The organism is Paucibacter sp. XJ19-41 (assembly GCF_028462495.1).
GTDB lineage: Bacteria > Pseudomonadota > Gammaproteobacteria > Burkholderiales > Burkholderiaceae_C > Roseateles_E.
The window spans coordinates 1-15,011 of the sequence record NZ_JAQOWX010000130.1 but is presented as its reverse complement, the minus strand read 5'-3'; the positions used below and the strand labels follow the sequence as shown (position 1 = coordinate 15,011).

General features: G+C 69.3%; 12 protein-coding genes and 1 pseudogene. 7 read left to right on the top strand and 6 right to left on the bottom strand.

Going from position 1 to position 15,011, the window contains the following annotated elements; genetic code table 11:
- On the bottom strand, positions 1 to 286 hold a 286-nt coding region (locus PO768_RS24230), incomplete at its 3' end, for a hypothetical protein (RefSeq protein WP_272648084.1).
- A gap of 149 nt (positions 287 to 435) precedes the next feature.
- Positions 436 to 1,404: an AEC family transporter gene (locus PO768_RS24225; protein ID WP_137942807.1), complete on the bottom strand. Its 969-nt coding sequence runs from the start codon at positions 1,402 to 1,404 to the stop codon at positions 436 to 438.
- 157 nt (positions 1,405 to 1,561) lie between these two features.
- On the opposite strand from PO768_RS24225, the gene PO768_RS24220 reads away from it, so the two are divergent.
- Positions 1,562 to 2,686 (top strand): hypothetical protein, encoded by a 1,125-nt coding sequence (locus PO768_RS24220; RefSeq protein WP_272648083.1) that lies wholly within the window; start codon positions 1,562 to 1,564, stop codon positions 2,684 to 2,686.
- Here the strand turns inward: PO768_RS24220 and PO768_RS24215 are convergent.
- Positions 2,644 to 4,170, bottom strand: coding sequence for an alkaline phosphatase D family protein (locus tag PO768_RS24215; RefSeq protein WP_272648082.1), 1,527 nt, complete (start codon positions 4,168 to 4,170; stop codon positions 2,644 to 2,646). The genes PO768_RS24220 and PO768_RS24215 overlap by 43 nt on opposite strands.
- Before the next feature lie 11 nt (positions 4,171 to 4,181).
- Entirely contained in the window at positions 4,182 to 4,958 is a 777-nt protein-coding gene (locus PO768_RS24210) for a substrate-binding periplasmic protein (RefSeq protein ID WP_171018243.1), read from the bottom strand.
- 112 nt (positions 4,959 to 5,070) lie between these two features.
- On the opposite strand from PO768_RS24210, the gene PO768_RS24205 reads away from it, so the two are divergent.
- From PO768_RS24205 to PO768_RS24180, 6 genes are all read left to right on the top strand, one after another.
- Positions 5,071 to 7,539, top strand: a complete 2,469-nt coding sequence (locus PO768_RS24205) for a hypothetical protein (protein WP_272648081.1) — start codon at positions 5,071 to 5,073, stop codon at positions 7,537 to 7,539.
- A gap of 45 nt (positions 7,540 to 7,584) precedes the next feature.
- Positions 7,585 to 9,651, top strand: a complete 2,067-nt coding sequence (locus PO768_RS24200) for an ATP-dependent helicase (RefSeq protein WP_272648080.1) — start codon at positions 7,585 to 7,587, stop codon at positions 9,649 to 9,651.
- A 147-nt stretch (positions 9,652 to 9,798) separates the two neighbouring features.
- Positions 9,799 to 10,284, top strand: a complete 486-nt coding sequence (locus tag PO768_RS24195; RefSeq protein ID WP_272648079.1) for a hypothetical protein — start codon at positions 9,799 to 9,801, stop codon at positions 10,282 to 10,284.
- Between the two features lie 163 nt (positions 10,285 to 10,447).
- Positions 10,448 to 11,659: an alanine transaminase gene (gene alaC, locus PO768_RS24190; RefSeq protein WP_272648078.1), complete on the top strand. Its 1,212-nt coding sequence runs from the start codon at positions 10,448 to 10,450 to the stop codon at positions 11,657 to 11,659.
- 94 nt (positions 11,660 to 11,753) lie between these two features.
- Positions 11,754 to 13,322 carry an ABC transporter substrate-binding protein gene (locus PO768_RS24185; RefSeq protein WP_272648077.1) on the top strand — a complete coding sequence of 523 codons (1,569 nt, stop codon included), beginning with the start codon at positions 11,754 to 11,756 and terminating at the stop codon, positions 13,320 to 13,322.
- 49 nt (positions 13,323 to 13,371) lie between these two features.
- Complete coding sequence (locus PO768_RS24180; RefSeq protein WP_272648076.1) at positions 13,372 to 14,043, top strand: lysoplasmalogenase; 672 nt, start codon at positions 13,372 to 13,374, stop codon at positions 14,041 to 14,043.
- Here PO768_RS24180 and PO768_RS24175 read toward each other — a convergent pair.
- Both PO768_RS24175 and PO768_RS24170 read right to left on the bottom strand, forming a co-directional pair.
- The gene (locus PO768_RS24175) at positions 14,040 to 14,468 is read right to left on the bottom strand and encodes a DUF1801 domain-containing protein (protein ID WP_272648075.1); all 429 of its coding nucleotides are present in this window, start codon (positions 14,466 to 14,468) and stop codon (positions 14,040 to 14,042) included. The genes PO768_RS24180 and PO768_RS24175 overlap by 4 nt on opposite strands.
- Positions 14,465 to 15,011, bottom strand: a pseudogene (locus tag PO768_RS24170) (questin oxidase family protein); the annotation flags it as partial. The gene PO768_RS24175 and the pseudogene PO768_RS24170, both read right to left, overlap by 4 nt.

The window sequence follows — 15,011 nt, the reverse complement described above, 5'->3', positions numbered from 1 at the left end:
GGCGCCGCACGGTGGCCAGCGGCTGCGGTGTGCCGCTGGCCGCGTCGAAGCGCAGGCCGGCCAGGCGCAGCCCCGGGCGGGCCAGCTCGGCCAGACTGTTGAAGCGCTTGAGTTCCAGCAGGGCCAGGGTCTGCTTGTCGGGCGAGGGCAGCAGGCGCGGCGGCGCCGGCGCATCCAGCAGCTCGCGGATCGCGGTCGAGGGCTGGCGATAGCCGTTGGCCAGCGCCTGGAGCGGTTCGCCCAGGGCAACACAGAGCAGCAGAAGCAGGGCGTGGCGCAGGAGCATGGGGTTCGTGCAATCAGACAGCGCGCAACGATATCAGGCCGCCGGTCGGGCACCGAGCAGCCAGGCCAGCGCGGTGAAGCTGACGAAGGCCAGGCTGGTCGAGGCCAGGNGAGCATGGGGTTCGTGCAATCAGACAGCGCGCAACGATATCAGGCCGCCGGTCGGGCACCGAGCAGCCAGGCCAGCGCGGTGAAGCTGACGAAGGCCAGGCTGGTCGAGGCCAGGATGATGCGGGCCACGCGGCCGTTGTCGGCGCCGTAGCGCTCGGCCAGCAGCGAGACATTGCTGGCGCTGGGCAGGGCGGCGGCCAGCGTCAGCACCAGCAGCTGGAACGGCGTCGGGCCGACGCCCAGCGCATGGGCCGCCGCGCCCAGCGCAAACACCAGGGCCGGATGGACGATCAGCTTGATCAGCGCCACCGGCAGGAACAGCGCCACCGGCGTGCGCGTGTGGGCATGCTGCCCGGCGCGCCACAGCACTGCGCCTATCGTGAACAGGGCCACCGGCGTTGCCGCGTCGGCCAGCATCTTGACGACGCTGTCGACCGGACCCGGCAGGCGCAGCGCGGTGGCCGAGGCCACGGCGCCCAGCGCGATGGCCCAGGGCAGCGGATTCGACAGCGCGCCGCGCAAGGCCTGCAGCGCGGCGCGCTTGGCATTGCCGGCGCCGGCATCGTGGGCGCGCGCCAGCGCGATGCACAGCGAGCTGGTGACGAAGAGATCGGCCAGCACGGTGCAGATCACCGGCCCGGCCGCGGCCGGGCCCAGCAGCGCCACCAGCAGCGGCACGCCCATGAAGCCGGTGTTGGGGAAGGCCGCCACCAGCGCACCGAAGGCCGCGTCCTTCAGCTGCACCCGCGCCGACAGGGTCACCGCGATCGTGAACGCGACGATCAGCAGCGCCGCGACCAGATAGACGCCCAGCACGCCCGGGTTCAGCAACTCCAGCACCGGCGTGTTCATGCCGAAGCGGAATAGCATGCAGGGCAGCGCGAAGAACAGCACGAAGCCGTTGAGCCCCGGGATCGCGCTCTCGGCCAGCACGCCGCGCTGCGCCGCCAGATAGCCGCACAGCACCAGCGCGAAGAAGGGCAGGGTGACGGCCAGAATCGCTTGCATGGGGGCGGAGTATCGCAAGGCTTAGGTCGGGCCGCCGCCCGTGCACAAGTTCTCGTCGAGCGTGAGCGATTGCGCGCGACACCCCGTGTTGAGGGGGGCGCCGGGCGCCGCTGCGGCCTGGCTTGAGCCTAGGATGCCGGGCAAACCCTGAATACTCATGTCCTCCGCCCGTTTCTCCGCATCCTTTCCCGCACCGGTCAGTGCCGGCTCACCGGTGACCACATCGCTGTCGGTCGGCGAGCGCCTGGGCGTCTGGCGCGTCGCCGCCGCCCTGCATGCCGGCGACTCGGGCCGCTGGTACCGGGCCGAGCATTCGCTGGCCGGCGATGTCAGCGCGGCGCTGCTGGTCTATCAGCAGAGCGCCGACGCGGCGGCGGTGCTGCTGCGCTTTGCCGAGCTGTCGGCGGCCCTGAACCAGCTCAGCCATCCGGCCCTGGCCACGCCGCTGGACAGCGGCCTGACCGCCGAGGGCAAGCCTTTTCTGGCCCTGCCCTGGCAGGACAAGGGCCAACCGCTGCTGGCCGCCGCCGCCGAGCTGCCGCTGCGCCAGCGCCTGCAGCTGCTGCTGCAACTCTGCGACGCGCTGCAATATGCCCATGAGCAAGGCCTGCTGCTGCGCGAACTCGATCCCGGCCTGCTGTGGCTGGTCAAGGGTACCGAGCTGCGGCTGATGGCCCTGGGCCTGGCCGAGCTGGCGCCCGAGCCGGACGCCGAGCCGCCGCTGTTCAGCGCCGCCGCCGCGCCCTTTGTCGCGCCCGAGCTGCAGCGCGGCGCCCAGCCCAGCCTGGGCAGCGAAGCCTATGCGCTGGGCGTGCTGGCCTGCTGGTTGATCAATGGCCGGCCGCCCAGACCCGATGCCAACGGCGTGCTGATGCCCTCGGCCGCCAGCCTGGGCGGCCTCAGCACGGCCGAGCGCTTCAGCCTCGAAGCCCTGCTGCAGAAGGCCATGGCGCCGATGTCGGTGGCCCGCTATCCCTCGGCCCGCGAGCTGGGCGAGGATTTGCGCGCCTGGCTGGCCGGGCAGAACCATTCGGCCCTGGTGCTGCATCCGATGCCCGAGCCCAGCCCGGCGCCGGGCAGCCGCTTCATGCCGGCCTTCGACGGCAGCCTCAGCACCCCGCCGCTGCAAAAGCCCGCGAAGCGCAAGCGCTGGCGCACCTTGCGGGCCGCCGGCGGCCTGGCCTTGCTGGCCGTGGGTGGCTGGGCCGGCCACCAGTACCTGGGCCTGGACGGCCTGCTTCAGTCGCTCAGCGCGCCAGCGCGGCCGGCCTCCACGACATAGCGCGCCTGGCGGCGCAGCGGGCTGGCGGCATCCCAGGGCTGCTCGACCGCGCGCAGCTCCGCCTCCAGCCGGCCGGCACTCAGCTCGAAGCGGATGTAGCCGCGCTCGTCGCTGCGGGCATGGTGGATATGCGGGTTGTGCGGGCGCATCTGGTCGAGCCGGCGCTGGGCCAGGCCGTGGCTGCTGATCGAGCTGCCGCAGAACTCGGTGGCGATCACCGGCTTGTCGGCGCCGCCGGCATGCAGATCGCTCACGTAGTGGGCATGGACATCGCCGCCCAGCACCACCGCATTGCGCACCCGCGCCGCCTGCAGATCGCGCAGCAGGCGCTGCCGGGCGGCCGGGTAGCCGTCCCAGCCATCGGTCCAGTGCAGGCCGCTGCCCTGCTCGGGCGGCTGCCAGTTCAGCGGTGCCATCAGGGTCTGCTGGGCCAGCAGGTTCCAGGGCCGCTCACGGTCCCAGCTCTGCGCCAGCCATTGCTCCTGGGCCTTGCCCAGCAGGCTGCGGGCCGGGTCCAGCAGTTCCGGGCAGTCGCTCAGCGCGACGGTGTTGGAACCGCCCCGGCCCGGCTTGGGGCAGGCCTGGGGGTCGCGCCACTGGCGGTTGTCCAAGGTGATGATGCGGGCCAGCGCACCCCAGTCGTAGCGCTCGTGCAGGCGGAACTCGGCACCGCGCGGCCGCGCCGCCTTCGGAAAGGGCCGATGCTCCCAATAGGCCTGGGGCGCCGCCGCACGGCGGCGCGCGAAGCCGGGCTCCAGATGCTGGGAGATGTCGCCGGCATAGTCGTTCTCGACCTCATGGTCGTCCCAGGTCAGCAGCCAGGGCGCGGCCGCATGCATGGCTTGCAGATGCGGGTCGCTCTTGTACTGGGCATAGCGCTGGCGGTAGTCGTCCAGCGTGCGGCACAGCCCGCCCTGGTGGCGGCGTGCCGGCGTGCTGTCGGGCGCGGTGGCCGACTCGTAGATGTAGTCGCCCAGGAACAGCAGCAGGTCCAGCTCCTGGCTGGCCAGATCGCGCCAGGCCGCATATTCGCCGTGGTCCCAGCGCTGGCAGGAGGCGATCGCGAAGCGCAGGCGCTGCACCGCCGCGCCGGGCGCCGGCGCCGTGCGGCTGCGGCCGACCGGGCTTTGCTGACCCAGCGCGCTGAAGCGGTACCAGTACCAGCGGTCGGGCTTCAGCCCGGCCGGCTCGGCATGGACGCTGTGGGCGCTGCCGGGCTCGGCCCGCTCGGTGCCGCTGGCGGCGATGGTCTTGAAGCCCTCGTCCTCGGCCAGCTCCCAGCGCACCGCGACCTGGGCCGGCAGCGCCTCGCCGAGCAGCCGGGTCCACAGCACCAGGCCGTCGGGGCGCGGGCAGCCGGAGGCTACGCCCAGCGCGAACAGGGGCGCGGCGGCCGGCGTCGCGGCATGGCTGACAAGAGCCGGCGCGCAGCCGGCGGCGAGGGCGGCCTGCAGCAGGCTGCGGCGACTGAGGGCGGTGTTCATCGGCGGCAAGCCTACTCGGGAATTTTGACCTTCCAGCGACGCGACAGCTCGTCGAGCTCACCGCTGGCGCGCAGCGCGGCAATGGCACGCTCCAGCTCGTCGCGCAAGACCTGGCCCCGGTTGTCGCGCGGGTAGGCAAAGTGGCCGCGCAGCTGGCCGATCGGCGGGCCGGCCGGCACCAGTTCCTGTGCCAGACCCAGGCGCTGCAGCACTGGCTCGGTATTGCGCTCGTTGCTGGCGAACAGGTCGACGCGGCCCAGGCGCAGCATCTGCAGGCCGGTGTTGACGTCGCGCACCGTGCTGATGCGCAGGCCGGCGCGGGCCTGCTCGTAGCTCTCGCCATAGGCCCAGCCCTGCACCTGGGCGACCGGGCGCTGGCCCAGCGCCGCATAGTCGCCGCGCCACAGCCCGCTCTGGGCGCGGCGAGCGTAGAACACCAGCGCGTCCTCGTAAAAGGGCTGGGGCGAGAACAGATAGCGCTGCTCGCGGTCGGCGGTGCGGTAGGGGCCGACCAGGATGTCGGCCAGGCCGCGCTCCACCATGGCCTGGGCGCGCAGCCAGGGGTAGTGCTCGAAACGCAGGCTGTGGCCCAGCCGGGCGGCGGCCAAGGTCAGCAGGTCCACGCCCAGGCCGCTCGGCTCGCCGCCGTCCTTGGCGGCCTCGTAGATGCGCGGGAACTCGGTGCCCACCACCAGCAGCTCGCGCGCCTGCGCGGCCGATCCCCAGGCCAGCAGCAAGAACGTCCAGGCTTGCAGCCAGCGACGGCCGAGGGCCAACACAAGGGCCATGCTCATAGTCCTGCCGTTGTACTAGGGGTTCCCAATGTAGCGCCTGCCGGCATGGGCTTGGCTATCATCCGCGCGACCCGGCGCGAGCCTGCGCCCCAACTCCGCCGCCCGCATGAAGCTCTCCGTGCCCGATTCCTCCAAGCGCTGGCTGGGCCTGAGCCTGGCCGCCGGCAGCGCCGGCGCCGGCCTGTGGCTGGCCTGGCACTACCCTTGGCAGCCCGGGCTGGCCTGCCTGCTGTGGCTCATTGTGGCGGTGCTGGGCTTTGTGCGCTGGCAGGTCTTGCCGCTGCTGATTCCCGGCCTGGTTCCGGTGCTGGGCTTCGCGCCCTGGACCGGCTGGATCAGCTTCGAGGAACTGGACCTGCTGGTGCTGGCCGTCGCCGCCGGCGGCTATGCGGCGCTGGCCTTGGGCGCGAAACGCGGCGTCGAGCTGGCGCCGGCCTGGCAGCGGCCGCTGGCGTGGTCGGGCTTGTCCAAGCTCTTGCTGACGCTGTTCTGTGCCTCGCTGCTGCTGGCGATCTGGCGCGGCGTCGAGCAGGCCGGGGGCTGGCAGTTCGGCTGGTGGCAGGGCTATCACGAGCCGATGAACAGCCTGCGCCAGGGCAAGAGCCTGTGGCTGGTGCTGCTCTTGCTGCCGCTGTGGCGTGCGGCCGGGGCGAGTGAGCCGGCCGCCGTGCAGCGCTGGTTCGGCCTGGCGATGCTGCTGGCCTTGGGCGGGGCCAGCCTGGCGGCGCTGTGGGAGCGGCTGGCCTATACCGGGCTACTGAATTTTTCGAGCGACTACCGCAGCACCGCGCTGTTCTGGGAGATGCATGTGGGCGGCGCGGCGCTGGACGGCTGCCTGGCGCTGGGTCTGCCGTTTGCGCTGCTGTGGGTGCTGCGCGAGCGCCGGCCCTGGGCTTTTGCCGCCGCGCTGGGCCTGCTGCTGCTGGCCGGCTATGCGGCGCTGACGACTTTCTCGCGCGGCGTCTATCTGGCCCTGCCGTTGGGGGCGGGCGTCTGCCTGCTGTTGCTGGCGCGCCAGCGCCGCGCCGCGCAGTTGCCCGCTGCCTCCAGGCCCGCCGCGCGTCGGGGGCTGGGCCTGGCGGTGTTGTTGGCTTTCGGCCTGGCGGCCTGGCCGCTGTTCCAGGCTGGCGGCTACCGGACCTTGCTGGCGTTGGCGGGCAGTGCGCTGCTGATGATCTTCATGCCACCGCTGCGCTTGCAGCAGACGCGCGGCCAGCAACTGATCGTGTTGCTGCTGGCCCTGCTGGCGGCGGCGCTGGCTGCTGCCTTGAGCTGGCTGCTGGCGCTGGCCGTCCCGAAGTCGGCCTATGTGATCGATGCGCTGGTGGTGTTGGGCGGGCTGTGGCTGGCCTGGTGGCTGCGTGCCGGGCTGCCGCGCCATCTGAGCGCCTGCCTGATGGCGGCGGCTTGGTTCTGGAGCCTGGCCTGCGTGGCCGTGGTGGCCGGCAACTGGGGTGGCGAGCAGGCCTTGCAAGAAGCGCTGCTGCCGGTGCTGGGCCTGGCGCTGGGTTGGGCCGGCTTGCAACTGCTGCCCGGAACGGCGGCGCAGTTGCTGGCCGAGCTGCCCTGGCGGGCCAGGAGCCTGTTGTGGACCGCTTGCCTGATGCTGTTCGCCGTGGTGGCGGCGCTGGCAGGCGGCGCCTACATCGGCGACCGTATGGCTACCGGGCAGCGCGATCTGGAAGGCCGCTTCGAGCACTGGCGGCTAGCGCGCAGCCTGCTGGACACGCCGCAGGACTGGCTGCGGGGCAAGGGGGTGGGCCGCGTCGCCAGCCCTTTCCTGTTCGTTGGCCCGGCCGCCGAGCAGGTGGGCGACTACCGGCTCGGCGAGTCGGCCCAGCCACCCCATCTGCTGCTGACCAGCGGCAAGCATGTGCTGGGCTGGGGCGAGCTGTTTCGGGTCAGCCAGCGCATCGCCGCGCCGCGTGGCGAAATGCAGCTGACACTGAAGCTGCGCAGCGCCAGTGATGTGAACCTGCATCTGGAGGTGTGCGAGAAGCATCTGCTCTACAACGCGGAATGCGTGGTCAAGAACCTGCCGCTGCAAAGCCAGGGCGGCGGCTGGCAGACGCTGCAGGCCTCGCTGGGTCAGGCACCGGCCCTGGGCGGGCGCTGGTGGGCGCCGCGCTTTGTGGTGTTCTCGGTGGCGCTGGGTTCGCCGGCGAGCGCGGTGCAGATTGCCGAGCTGCGCCTGCGCGACGCGGCCGAGCCCGCCCTGCTGGCCAATAGCGACTTCTCGCGCGGCATGGCGCATTGGTTCTTCTCCAGCGACCGCCACCACCTGCCCTGGCATATCAAGAGCCTGGGCCTGCACCTGCTGTTCGAGCAGGGGCTGCTGGGTCTGGCCCTGGGCGTCACCTTGGTCGCGGCGGTGCTGTGGCGCTGCAGCTTCGGCCATGCCCGCGCCCACGCCCTGGCGCCGGCGCTGGTGGGTGCGCTGACGGGCTTCCTGATCGTGGGCCTGTTCGACAGCCTGGTCGATGCGCCGCGCATCGCCTTCCTGTTCTACGCGCTGCTGCTGCTGGGCCTGGGATTGCGTTCGACCCGGGCGCCGCTGCCGCCTAGCATGAAATAGGGCAGGGCGGCTTGGCTATCATGCGCAGCCCCGCCCCTGTTCGCCATGTCCTCAGCCGTCTCCACCCTCAATCCCGCCCAGCTCGAAGCCGTCCACCATCTCAACGGGCCCTGCCTGGTGATCGCCGGTGCGGGCTCGGGCAAGACGCGGGTGATCACGATGAAGATCGCGCGGCTGCTGCAGGCCGGCTATGCGGCCAAGAACATCGGCGCCATCACCTTCACGAACAAGGCCTCGCAGGAGATGCGCGAGCGCGCCCGCGATCTGGTGGGCCCGCGCGCGGCCAAGGACCTGGTGATCTCGACCTTCCACAGCCTGGGCGTGCGCATCCTGCGCTCCGAAGGCCATCTGGTCGGGCTCAAGGAGCAGTTCTCCATCCTCGACAGCGACGATGTGCTGGGCTTGCTGCGCGATGCCGGCGGCACCACCGACGCCAAGCAGGCGCGCAGCTGGCAATGGACCATCTCGCTGTGGAAGAACCAGGGGCTGACGGCCAAGCAGGCCCTGGCCGCCGCCAAGGACGAGGACGAGCGCGCGACGGCCGTCGTGATGGAACGCTACCAGGAGCGGCTGGCGGCCTACCAGTCGGTGGACTTCGATGACCTGATCTCGCTGCCGCTGCGCCTGCTGCAGGACTTCCCCGAGGCGCGCGGCAAGTGGCAGGACACCTTGCGCTATGTGCTGGTGGACGAGTACCAGGATACCAATGCCGTGCAGTACGACCTGCTCAAGCAGATCGTCGGCGAGCGCGCCCATTTCACCGCGGTGGGCGACGACGACCAGAGCATCTACGGCTGGCGTGGCGCGACGATCGAGAACCTGAAGCGCCTGCCGACCGACTTCCCGGCGCTGAAGGTGATACCGCTGGAGCAGAACTACCGCTCCACCGGCGCCATCCTGCGCGCGGCCAACAACGTCATCGCGGTCAATCCGAAGATCTTCGAGAAGAAGCTGTGGAGCGAGTTCGGCGACGGCGAGCCGGTGGCCCTGATCGAGAGCGACGGCGAGGAGCACGAGGCCGAGCGGGCGGTGGCGCGCATCCAGGCGATCCGCGCCAATGCCGGCGGCGTGCAGTTCAAGGACTTCGCCATCCTGTACCGCGCCAACCACCAGGCCCGCGTCTTCGAGCAGGCGCTGCGCCGTGCCGAGATTCCCTACAAGGTCTCGGGCGGCCAGAGCTTCTTTGACAAGGCCGAGATCAAGGACCTGTGCAGCTGGCTGCGCCTGCTGGTCAATCCGGACGATGACCCGGCCTTTCTGCGCGCGATCACCACGCCAAAACGCGGCATCGGCCACCAGACGCTGGGCAGCCTGAGCCAGTTTGCCGGGCGCTGGAAATCCAGCATGTATGAGGCCTTGGTCGCCGAGAGCCTGTCCACCGCGCTGAGCACCCGGGCGATCAGCGGCCTGCATGAGTTCGGCCGCTATGTGAACGATCTGGAGTACCGCGCCCGCAACACCTCGGGCGACAAGGAGGCCAAGGCCTTGCTGATGGAGTGGCTGAAGGACATCGGCTACGAGCAGCACCTGATGGAGCAGGAGGAGAACGAGAAGGTCGGCGCGGCGCGTTGGGGCAATGTGCTGGACTTCGTCGACTGGGTGGCCAAGCGCTGCGGCGGCCAGATCAGCCAGGAGGGCGGCATCACCTTCGAGGAGCCCAAGCAGACCGTGCTCGAAGTGGCCCAGACCATCAGCGTGATCCTGTCGCTGGCCGAGCGCGGCGACGAGCAGGACCAGGTCACCTTGACCACCCTGCATGCCTCCAAGGGCCTGGAATGGCCCCATGTCTTCCTGGCCGGCGTCAACGAGGGGCTGCTGCCCTTCAAGGCCGACGACGAGGACATGACCCCGCAGCGCCTGGAGGAAGAGCGCCGCCTGATGTATGTGGGCATCACGCGGGCGCGCACGACCCTGGGCGTCAGCACCTTGCGGAGGCGCAAGAAGAACCGCGAGCTGGTGATGGGCATCCCCAGCCGCTTCATCCTGGAGATGAAGCTGCACGAGAACACCGTCAAGGAAGACCCGCGCGAAAAGCTCAAGCGGCTGCGGGCGGAGTTTGCGGCCAAGGGCGAGGCGAGCGCGGCGGCGCAGGCGAAGGACGGCAAGGCCTGAGGACGACACCCCCATAGGTGGGACGGGGCGGCGCTGTTTCCCGCCGGAGAATGCAACCGCCCTCGGCGCCTGCGGTCATGCAGAAAGCGTGCTGCCCGGTCGCCGGGGGCAACGGGTTCTTCACGCTTGTCCTCCATCCCCACCACCATGAAAAAACTCATCCTGCTGACGCTGACCGCGCTCGCTGCCTTCTATGCCCATGCCCGGTTCTCGTTTGCCGAGCCCAAGCTCGCCTCGTGGCTGGTCCAGCAATCGGCCAAGGCCATGTCAGGCGACAGCTCGGCCTGCGAGGCCTATGCAGACAATCTGCAGGTGACGCTGAGCGCCTATGGGCGGCGCGGCAAGTGGGAGGTGGAGGGTGGCAAGGAGGAGATGTGCGACTACCTCAAGCAGGCTGCGGCCGCCTTCACGGTGCTGCAGGCGCGCACCCATTCGGAGTTCGACGACATCCGTATCGTCCGCGACGGTTTCCCCTGGACCAGCGCGCGGGTCAGCTACACCCAGCGTATGACGGTCGAGGCCAACGGGCTGCCGACGACGACCGTGACCGGCGAGGATGACCTAGTCGTGGTTCGCACGCTGTCGGGTCTGAGGATCAAGACCATCGAGTCGCGATCAAGTGGTGGGCTTTGATCAAGCACTTGCCGCGCCGGCCTGTGATGCGAATCGGCGACAAGGAAGTCCGTGTACGACCCTGAGTCCGAGCGTGGCCTGAGGTAGCATCACTGACGGATCGGCCCCCATCGGCCGATCACGTCGCTCGGACGGTTCCGGGCGCTTACGTGATACACATCCCATGAGCACTGCCTCTTCAGGCAAGCGCCGCTTCGCGCGCATTGATCGCCTGCCTCCCTACGTCTTCAATATCACGGCCGAGCTGAAGCTCGCGGCGCGGCGGCGGGGCGAGGACATCATCGACATGAGCATGGGCAACCCCGATGGGGCCACGCCGGCCCATATCGTCGCCAAGCTCACCGAGGTCGCGCAGCGGCCCGACACCCACGGCTACTCGGCCAGCAAGGGCATCCCGCGACTGCGCCGCGCGATCTCGCATTGGTACGACAAGCGCTACGGCGTCGCCATCAATCCCGACACCGAAGCCATCGTCACGATAGGCTCCAAGGAGGGCCTGGCGCATCTGATGCTGGCGACCTTGGACCGGGGCGATACGGTGTTGGTGCCCGACCCCAGCTACCCGATCCATATCTACGGCGCGGTGATCGCCGGTGCCGACATCCGCGCGATACCGGTGTCCAGCGAGCTGGACTTCTTCACCGAGCTGGAGAAGACGATTCGCGGCAGCTATCCCAAGCCCAAGATGATGGTGTTCGGCTTCCCGTCGAACCCGACCGCGCAGTGCGTGGAGCTGGAGTTCTTCGAGCGCGTGATCGCGCTGGCCAAGAAACACGACATCCTGGTGGTGCACGACCTGGCCTATGCCGACATCGTGTTCGATGGCTGGAAGGCGCCGTCCATCATGCAGGTGCCGGGCGCCAAGGATGTGGCGGTCGAGTTCTTCACGCTCAGCAAGAGCTACAACATGGCCGGCTGGCGCATCGGCTTCATGGTCGGCAATCCCGATCTGGTGGCCGCGCTGGCCCGCATCAAGAGCTATCACGACTACGGCACCTTCACGCCGCTGCAGGTGGCCGCCATCGCGGCGCTGGAGGGTGACCAGGCTTGCGTCGGCGAGATCACCGCCAGCTACCAGCGCCGCCGCGATGTGCTCTACAAAGGCCTGACGGAAGCCGGCTGGGCCGTCGAGCTGCCCAAGGCCAGCATGTATATCTGGGCCCGCATCCCCGAGCCCTACCGCGCGCTCGGCTCCTTGGAGTTCGCGCGCCAGCTGCTGGACAAGGCCAAGGTCTGCGTCTCGCCGGGCATCGGCTTCGGCGACCAAGGCGACGGCCATGTGCGCTTCGCGCTGATCGAGAACGAGGCCCGCATCCGCCAGGCGGTGCGTGGCATCAAGGCCATGTTCAAGGCGGACGGGCTGATCAAGGCCTGACCCTGCGGGACAGAAGCTTATGGGGAATAGGTATTTGCCGGCCGCGGCGGATGCGGGCAGTATTCAGGGTTTTCCAGGACAAGAATCCCACCCCATGCGCCCCATCCGCCTTCTGATCGCTCCGCTGGTGCTGGCCCTTGTGGCCGGCGCGGCGCTCGCCAAACCCCTGCGCTGGGCCAGCCAGGGCGATGTGCAGAGCTTCGACCCCCACGCCTACAACAGCGCGCTGAACAACCAGTTCAACGCCTTTGTCTACGAGGGCCTGGTGGCCTACGACCAGCAGTTCACGATCGAGCCGGCGTTGGCCTCGAAGTGGACCCAGGTCGATGCCACGCATTGGCGCTTCGAGCTGCGCCCCGGCGTCAAGTTCCATGACGGCACGGCGCTGACGGCCGACGATGTGGTGTTCTCCTTCGAGCGTGCGCTCAGCCCCACCTCCAACTTCAAGGTGCTGCTGCAGGGCGTCAGCAGCGTCAAGAAGCTCTCGCCGTCCAGCATCGAGATCACGCTGGCAGCACCCAACCCGGTGCTGCTGCGCCAGATCACCGGCGTGCGCATCATCTCGAAGGACTGGGCCACCAAGCACAAGATCGAGAAGCCGCAGAACTTCGCGCAGAAGGAAGAGACCTATGCGGTGCGCAATGCCAACGGCACCGGTCCCTTTGTGCTCAAGAGCAGCCAGCCCGGCATCAAGACCGAGCTGACGCTGAACCCGAACTGGTGGGGCAAGCTGAACGGCAATGTCAGCCAGATCGTCTACACGCCTATCGGTTCGGACGCGACCCGGCTGGCGGCCTTGCTGTCCGGCGAGATCGACTTCGTGCTCGACCCGGCGCCGCAGGACGTGCCCAAGCTGCGCAACACACCGGGCGTCAAGATCATCGAAGGCGCCGAATTCCGCACCATCTTCCTGGGCCTGGACCAGGCCAGCGAGGAACTGGCCGGCAGCAATATCAAGGGTCGCAACCCCTTCAAGGATTTGCGTGTGCGCCAGGCCCTGTACCAGGCCATCGACATCGAGACCCTGAAGCGGGTGACGATGCGCGGCCTCGCGCAACCGGCCGGCTCCCTGGTCGCGCCGCAGGCCGATGGCTGGACCGCCGAGGGCGACCGTCGCCTGCCTTTTGACCCAGTGCGCGCCAAGGCCCTGCTGACCGAAGCTGGCTACCCCGACGGCTTCCAGGTGCCGCTGGACTGCCCCAACGACCGTTATGTCAATGACGAGGAAATCTGCAAGGCCCTGACCGCCTTCTGGGCCAAGATCGGCGTGCAGGCGCGGCTCAACAGTCAGGGCTCCAGCACCTATTTCCCGAAGCTGCAGCGCAAGGAAAGCAGCCTGCATCTCTTGGGCTGGGGTGTCGCGACCTTTGACGCGCTGTACTCGCTGCAGGCCCTGGTGCACAGCCCGGTCGGTGGCGACGGCAGCTGGAACTACGGCCGCTATGTGAACCCCAAGCTGGACGCGCTGATCGATGCCGCCAAGGTCGAGGGCGATGTGGCCAAGCGCCGCGGCCAGCTGATCGCCGCGCTGAAGATCGTGCAGGACGATGTGGCGGTGATCCCACTGCACCACCAGGTCATCCCCTGGGCGGCGCGCAGCAATATCAATCTGGTGCACCGCGCCAACAACCATATCGATGTGCGCTGGGTGCGTATCGACTGAGGGCAAGCGCTAATTGGGGCCAGGTCTTGCGCCCAGCCAGAATGGGCCCATGCCCATTTACCGCCTGCTGCTGCCCCTGCTGACCCTGATCAGCGCGCTGATCGCCATTGCCGCGCTGAGCCATACCAGCCTGCCGCGCGAGCTGGCCTTCGTGGCCAAGCCGCTGACCACCGTGCTGATCATGCTGTATGCCTGGCCGCGCGGCGCCGATGCGCCCCGCCAGGCGCGGCTGCTGCGCCTGGGCCTCGCGTTCTCGCTGGCCGGCGATGTGGCCCTGCTGTGGCCCGAGTCGGGCTTCGTGCCCGGCCTGCTCTGCTTTCTGATCGCCCACCTGCTCTATATCGCGGCCTTTTGCCAGCACACGCGGCTGGCCCGGCCCTGGTGGCCCTGGCTGATGTTCGGCCTGATCGCCGGCTATGTGCTGAGCCGGCTGTGGCCGGGCGTGCCGGCCGCGCTGCAGGTGCCGGTGCTGGCCTATGTGGTCTGCCTGGCGGCGATGGCGGCCCAGGCCTGGAGCTGGTGGCGTGCCAGCATCGGCGGCGAGCGCGAGCCGCTGGCGCGCTGGGCGGCCTGGGGTGGCACCCTGTTCCTGGCCTCGGACGCGCTGCTGGCGATCAACAAGTTCGCCGGTCCGCTGCCCGAGGCGGCGCTGTGGGTGCTGTCGACCTACTGGTCGGCGCAGTGGTGCATCGCGTCCAGTCTGCGGCGCAGCGACGCCTAGGGTCTAGCCTGTTGCGGCTGCTTGCCGAGGTGATAGCGCAGCGAAGCTTCGATGCACAAAGCTAGCGAGTCCTCGGGGATACGCTGCTCAAGCGTCAAGACCAGGGCCCGACTGCCTTCAAATCTGAAGTCATTCGGAAACAGGGTCCTGAACTGATCGACCAGCCCGGTCTGGCAGTTGAAATACACGGCGTACTGCCCGGGCGCCCTGGGCTTCCAGTCGATGCGCACCGTGCTGCCGCTTCTGGGCCGGGCCGTCAGATAGGCCGGCTCTCCCCATTTCAGGGTTTCCTGGAGTTCGCCAACGCCTTCGGCCCGCGCGGCGGTATCGAAGATGAGTTCGCGCAGCGCGAGCATCTTCTTGCGCACTGCCGGCGGATAGGTATCGAAATGGGCTTTCACGGCGGGATCGGCAAACGGCGTCATGAAGTTTCCTGAGGTGTGTGGCCCAGCGCCCGCGCCGCAGCCGCACGCCATGCAGGTGCCGGATCCACTCGGTCCAGCGTGCGGCAGGCGGCCACCAGCTTGATGACATGGTCGTCGTGCTGGGCCAGCGTAAGGGCGGCCAGGCGGTCCCAGTCTTGCGGTGGCGGCGCCACCGGCAGCGGGCAGGCGGCGGCTTGCCGGGCCGCTTGGCTCGACAACAGCGCGGCCGCTGCGGCGGCCACGAAAGGCCTCATGGCCTGCGCGTCCAACCATGGCGAGAGCTGGCGCAAGGCGGCACTGGCCGTGATCGTGTGCAGCACGGTGAAGTCGGCTGTGTGGACATAAATTGCGGCCGCGCTACGGGCCAGGGCCGGCAACTCGTCAACAGCCAGCCGACCGGCAAGGGCGCGCCAGTCATCGCGCCCGCCCCAGTCGGCCATGCGCTGGGCGATCAGCGGGCGCGATGGCATCGCGTCGGCGTCCGGCAACGCGCACAGCGCCGCCAGCCAGTCGCCCAGCGGCAGCGGCGCGCCGGGCTGGGCC

What these genes read in the sequence shown, in the direction of transcription:
- PO768_RS24210 (WP_171018243.1), bottom strand. Translation starts at nt 4,958, where the DNA reads ATGGCCCTTGTGTTGGCCCTCGGCCGTCGCTGGCTGCAAGCCTGGACG.
- PO768_RS24175 (WP_272648075.1), bottom strand. Translation starts at nt 14,468, where the DNA reads ATGACGCCGTTTGCCGATCCCGCCGTGAAAGCCCATTTCGATACCTAT.
- PO768_RS24225 (WP_137942807.1), bottom strand. Translation starts at nt 1,404, where the DNA reads ATGCAAGCGATTCTGGCCGTCACCCTGCCCTTCTTCGCGCTGGTGCTG.
- alaC (WP_272648078.1), top strand. Translation starts at nt 10,448, where the DNA reads ATGAGCACTGCCTCTTCAGGCAAGCGCCGCTTCGCGCGCATTGATCGC.
- PO768_RS24200 (WP_272648080.1), top strand. Translation starts at nt 7,585, where the DNA reads ATGTCCTCAGCCGTCTCCACCCTCAATCCCGCCCAGCTCGAAGCCGTC.
- PO768_RS24195 (WP_272648079.1), top strand. Translation starts at nt 9,799, where the DNA reads ATGAAAAAACTCATCCTGCTGACGCTGACCGCGCTCGCTGCCTTCTAT.
- PO768_RS24180 (WP_272648076.1), top strand. Translation starts at nt 13,372, where the DNA reads ATGCCCATTTACCGCCTGCTGCTGCCCCTGCTGACCCTGATCAGCGCG.
- PO768_RS24205 (WP_272648081.1), top strand. Translation starts at nt 5,071, where the DNA reads ATGAAGCTCTCCGTGCCCGATTCCTCCAAGCGCTGGCTGGGCCTGAGC.
- PO768_RS24215 (WP_272648082.1), bottom strand. Translation starts at nt 4,170, where the DNA reads ATGAACACCGCCCTCAGTCGCCGCAGCCTGCTGCAGGCCGCCCTCGCC.
- PO768_RS24220 (WP_272648083.1), top strand. Translation starts at nt 1,562, where the DNA reads ATGTCCTCCGCCCGTTTCTCCGCATCCTTTCCCGCACCGGTCAGTGCC.
- PO768_RS24185 (WP_272648077.1), top strand. Translation starts at nt 11,754, where the DNA reads ATGCGCCCCATCCGCCTTCTGATCGCTCCGCTGGTGCTGGCCCTTGTG.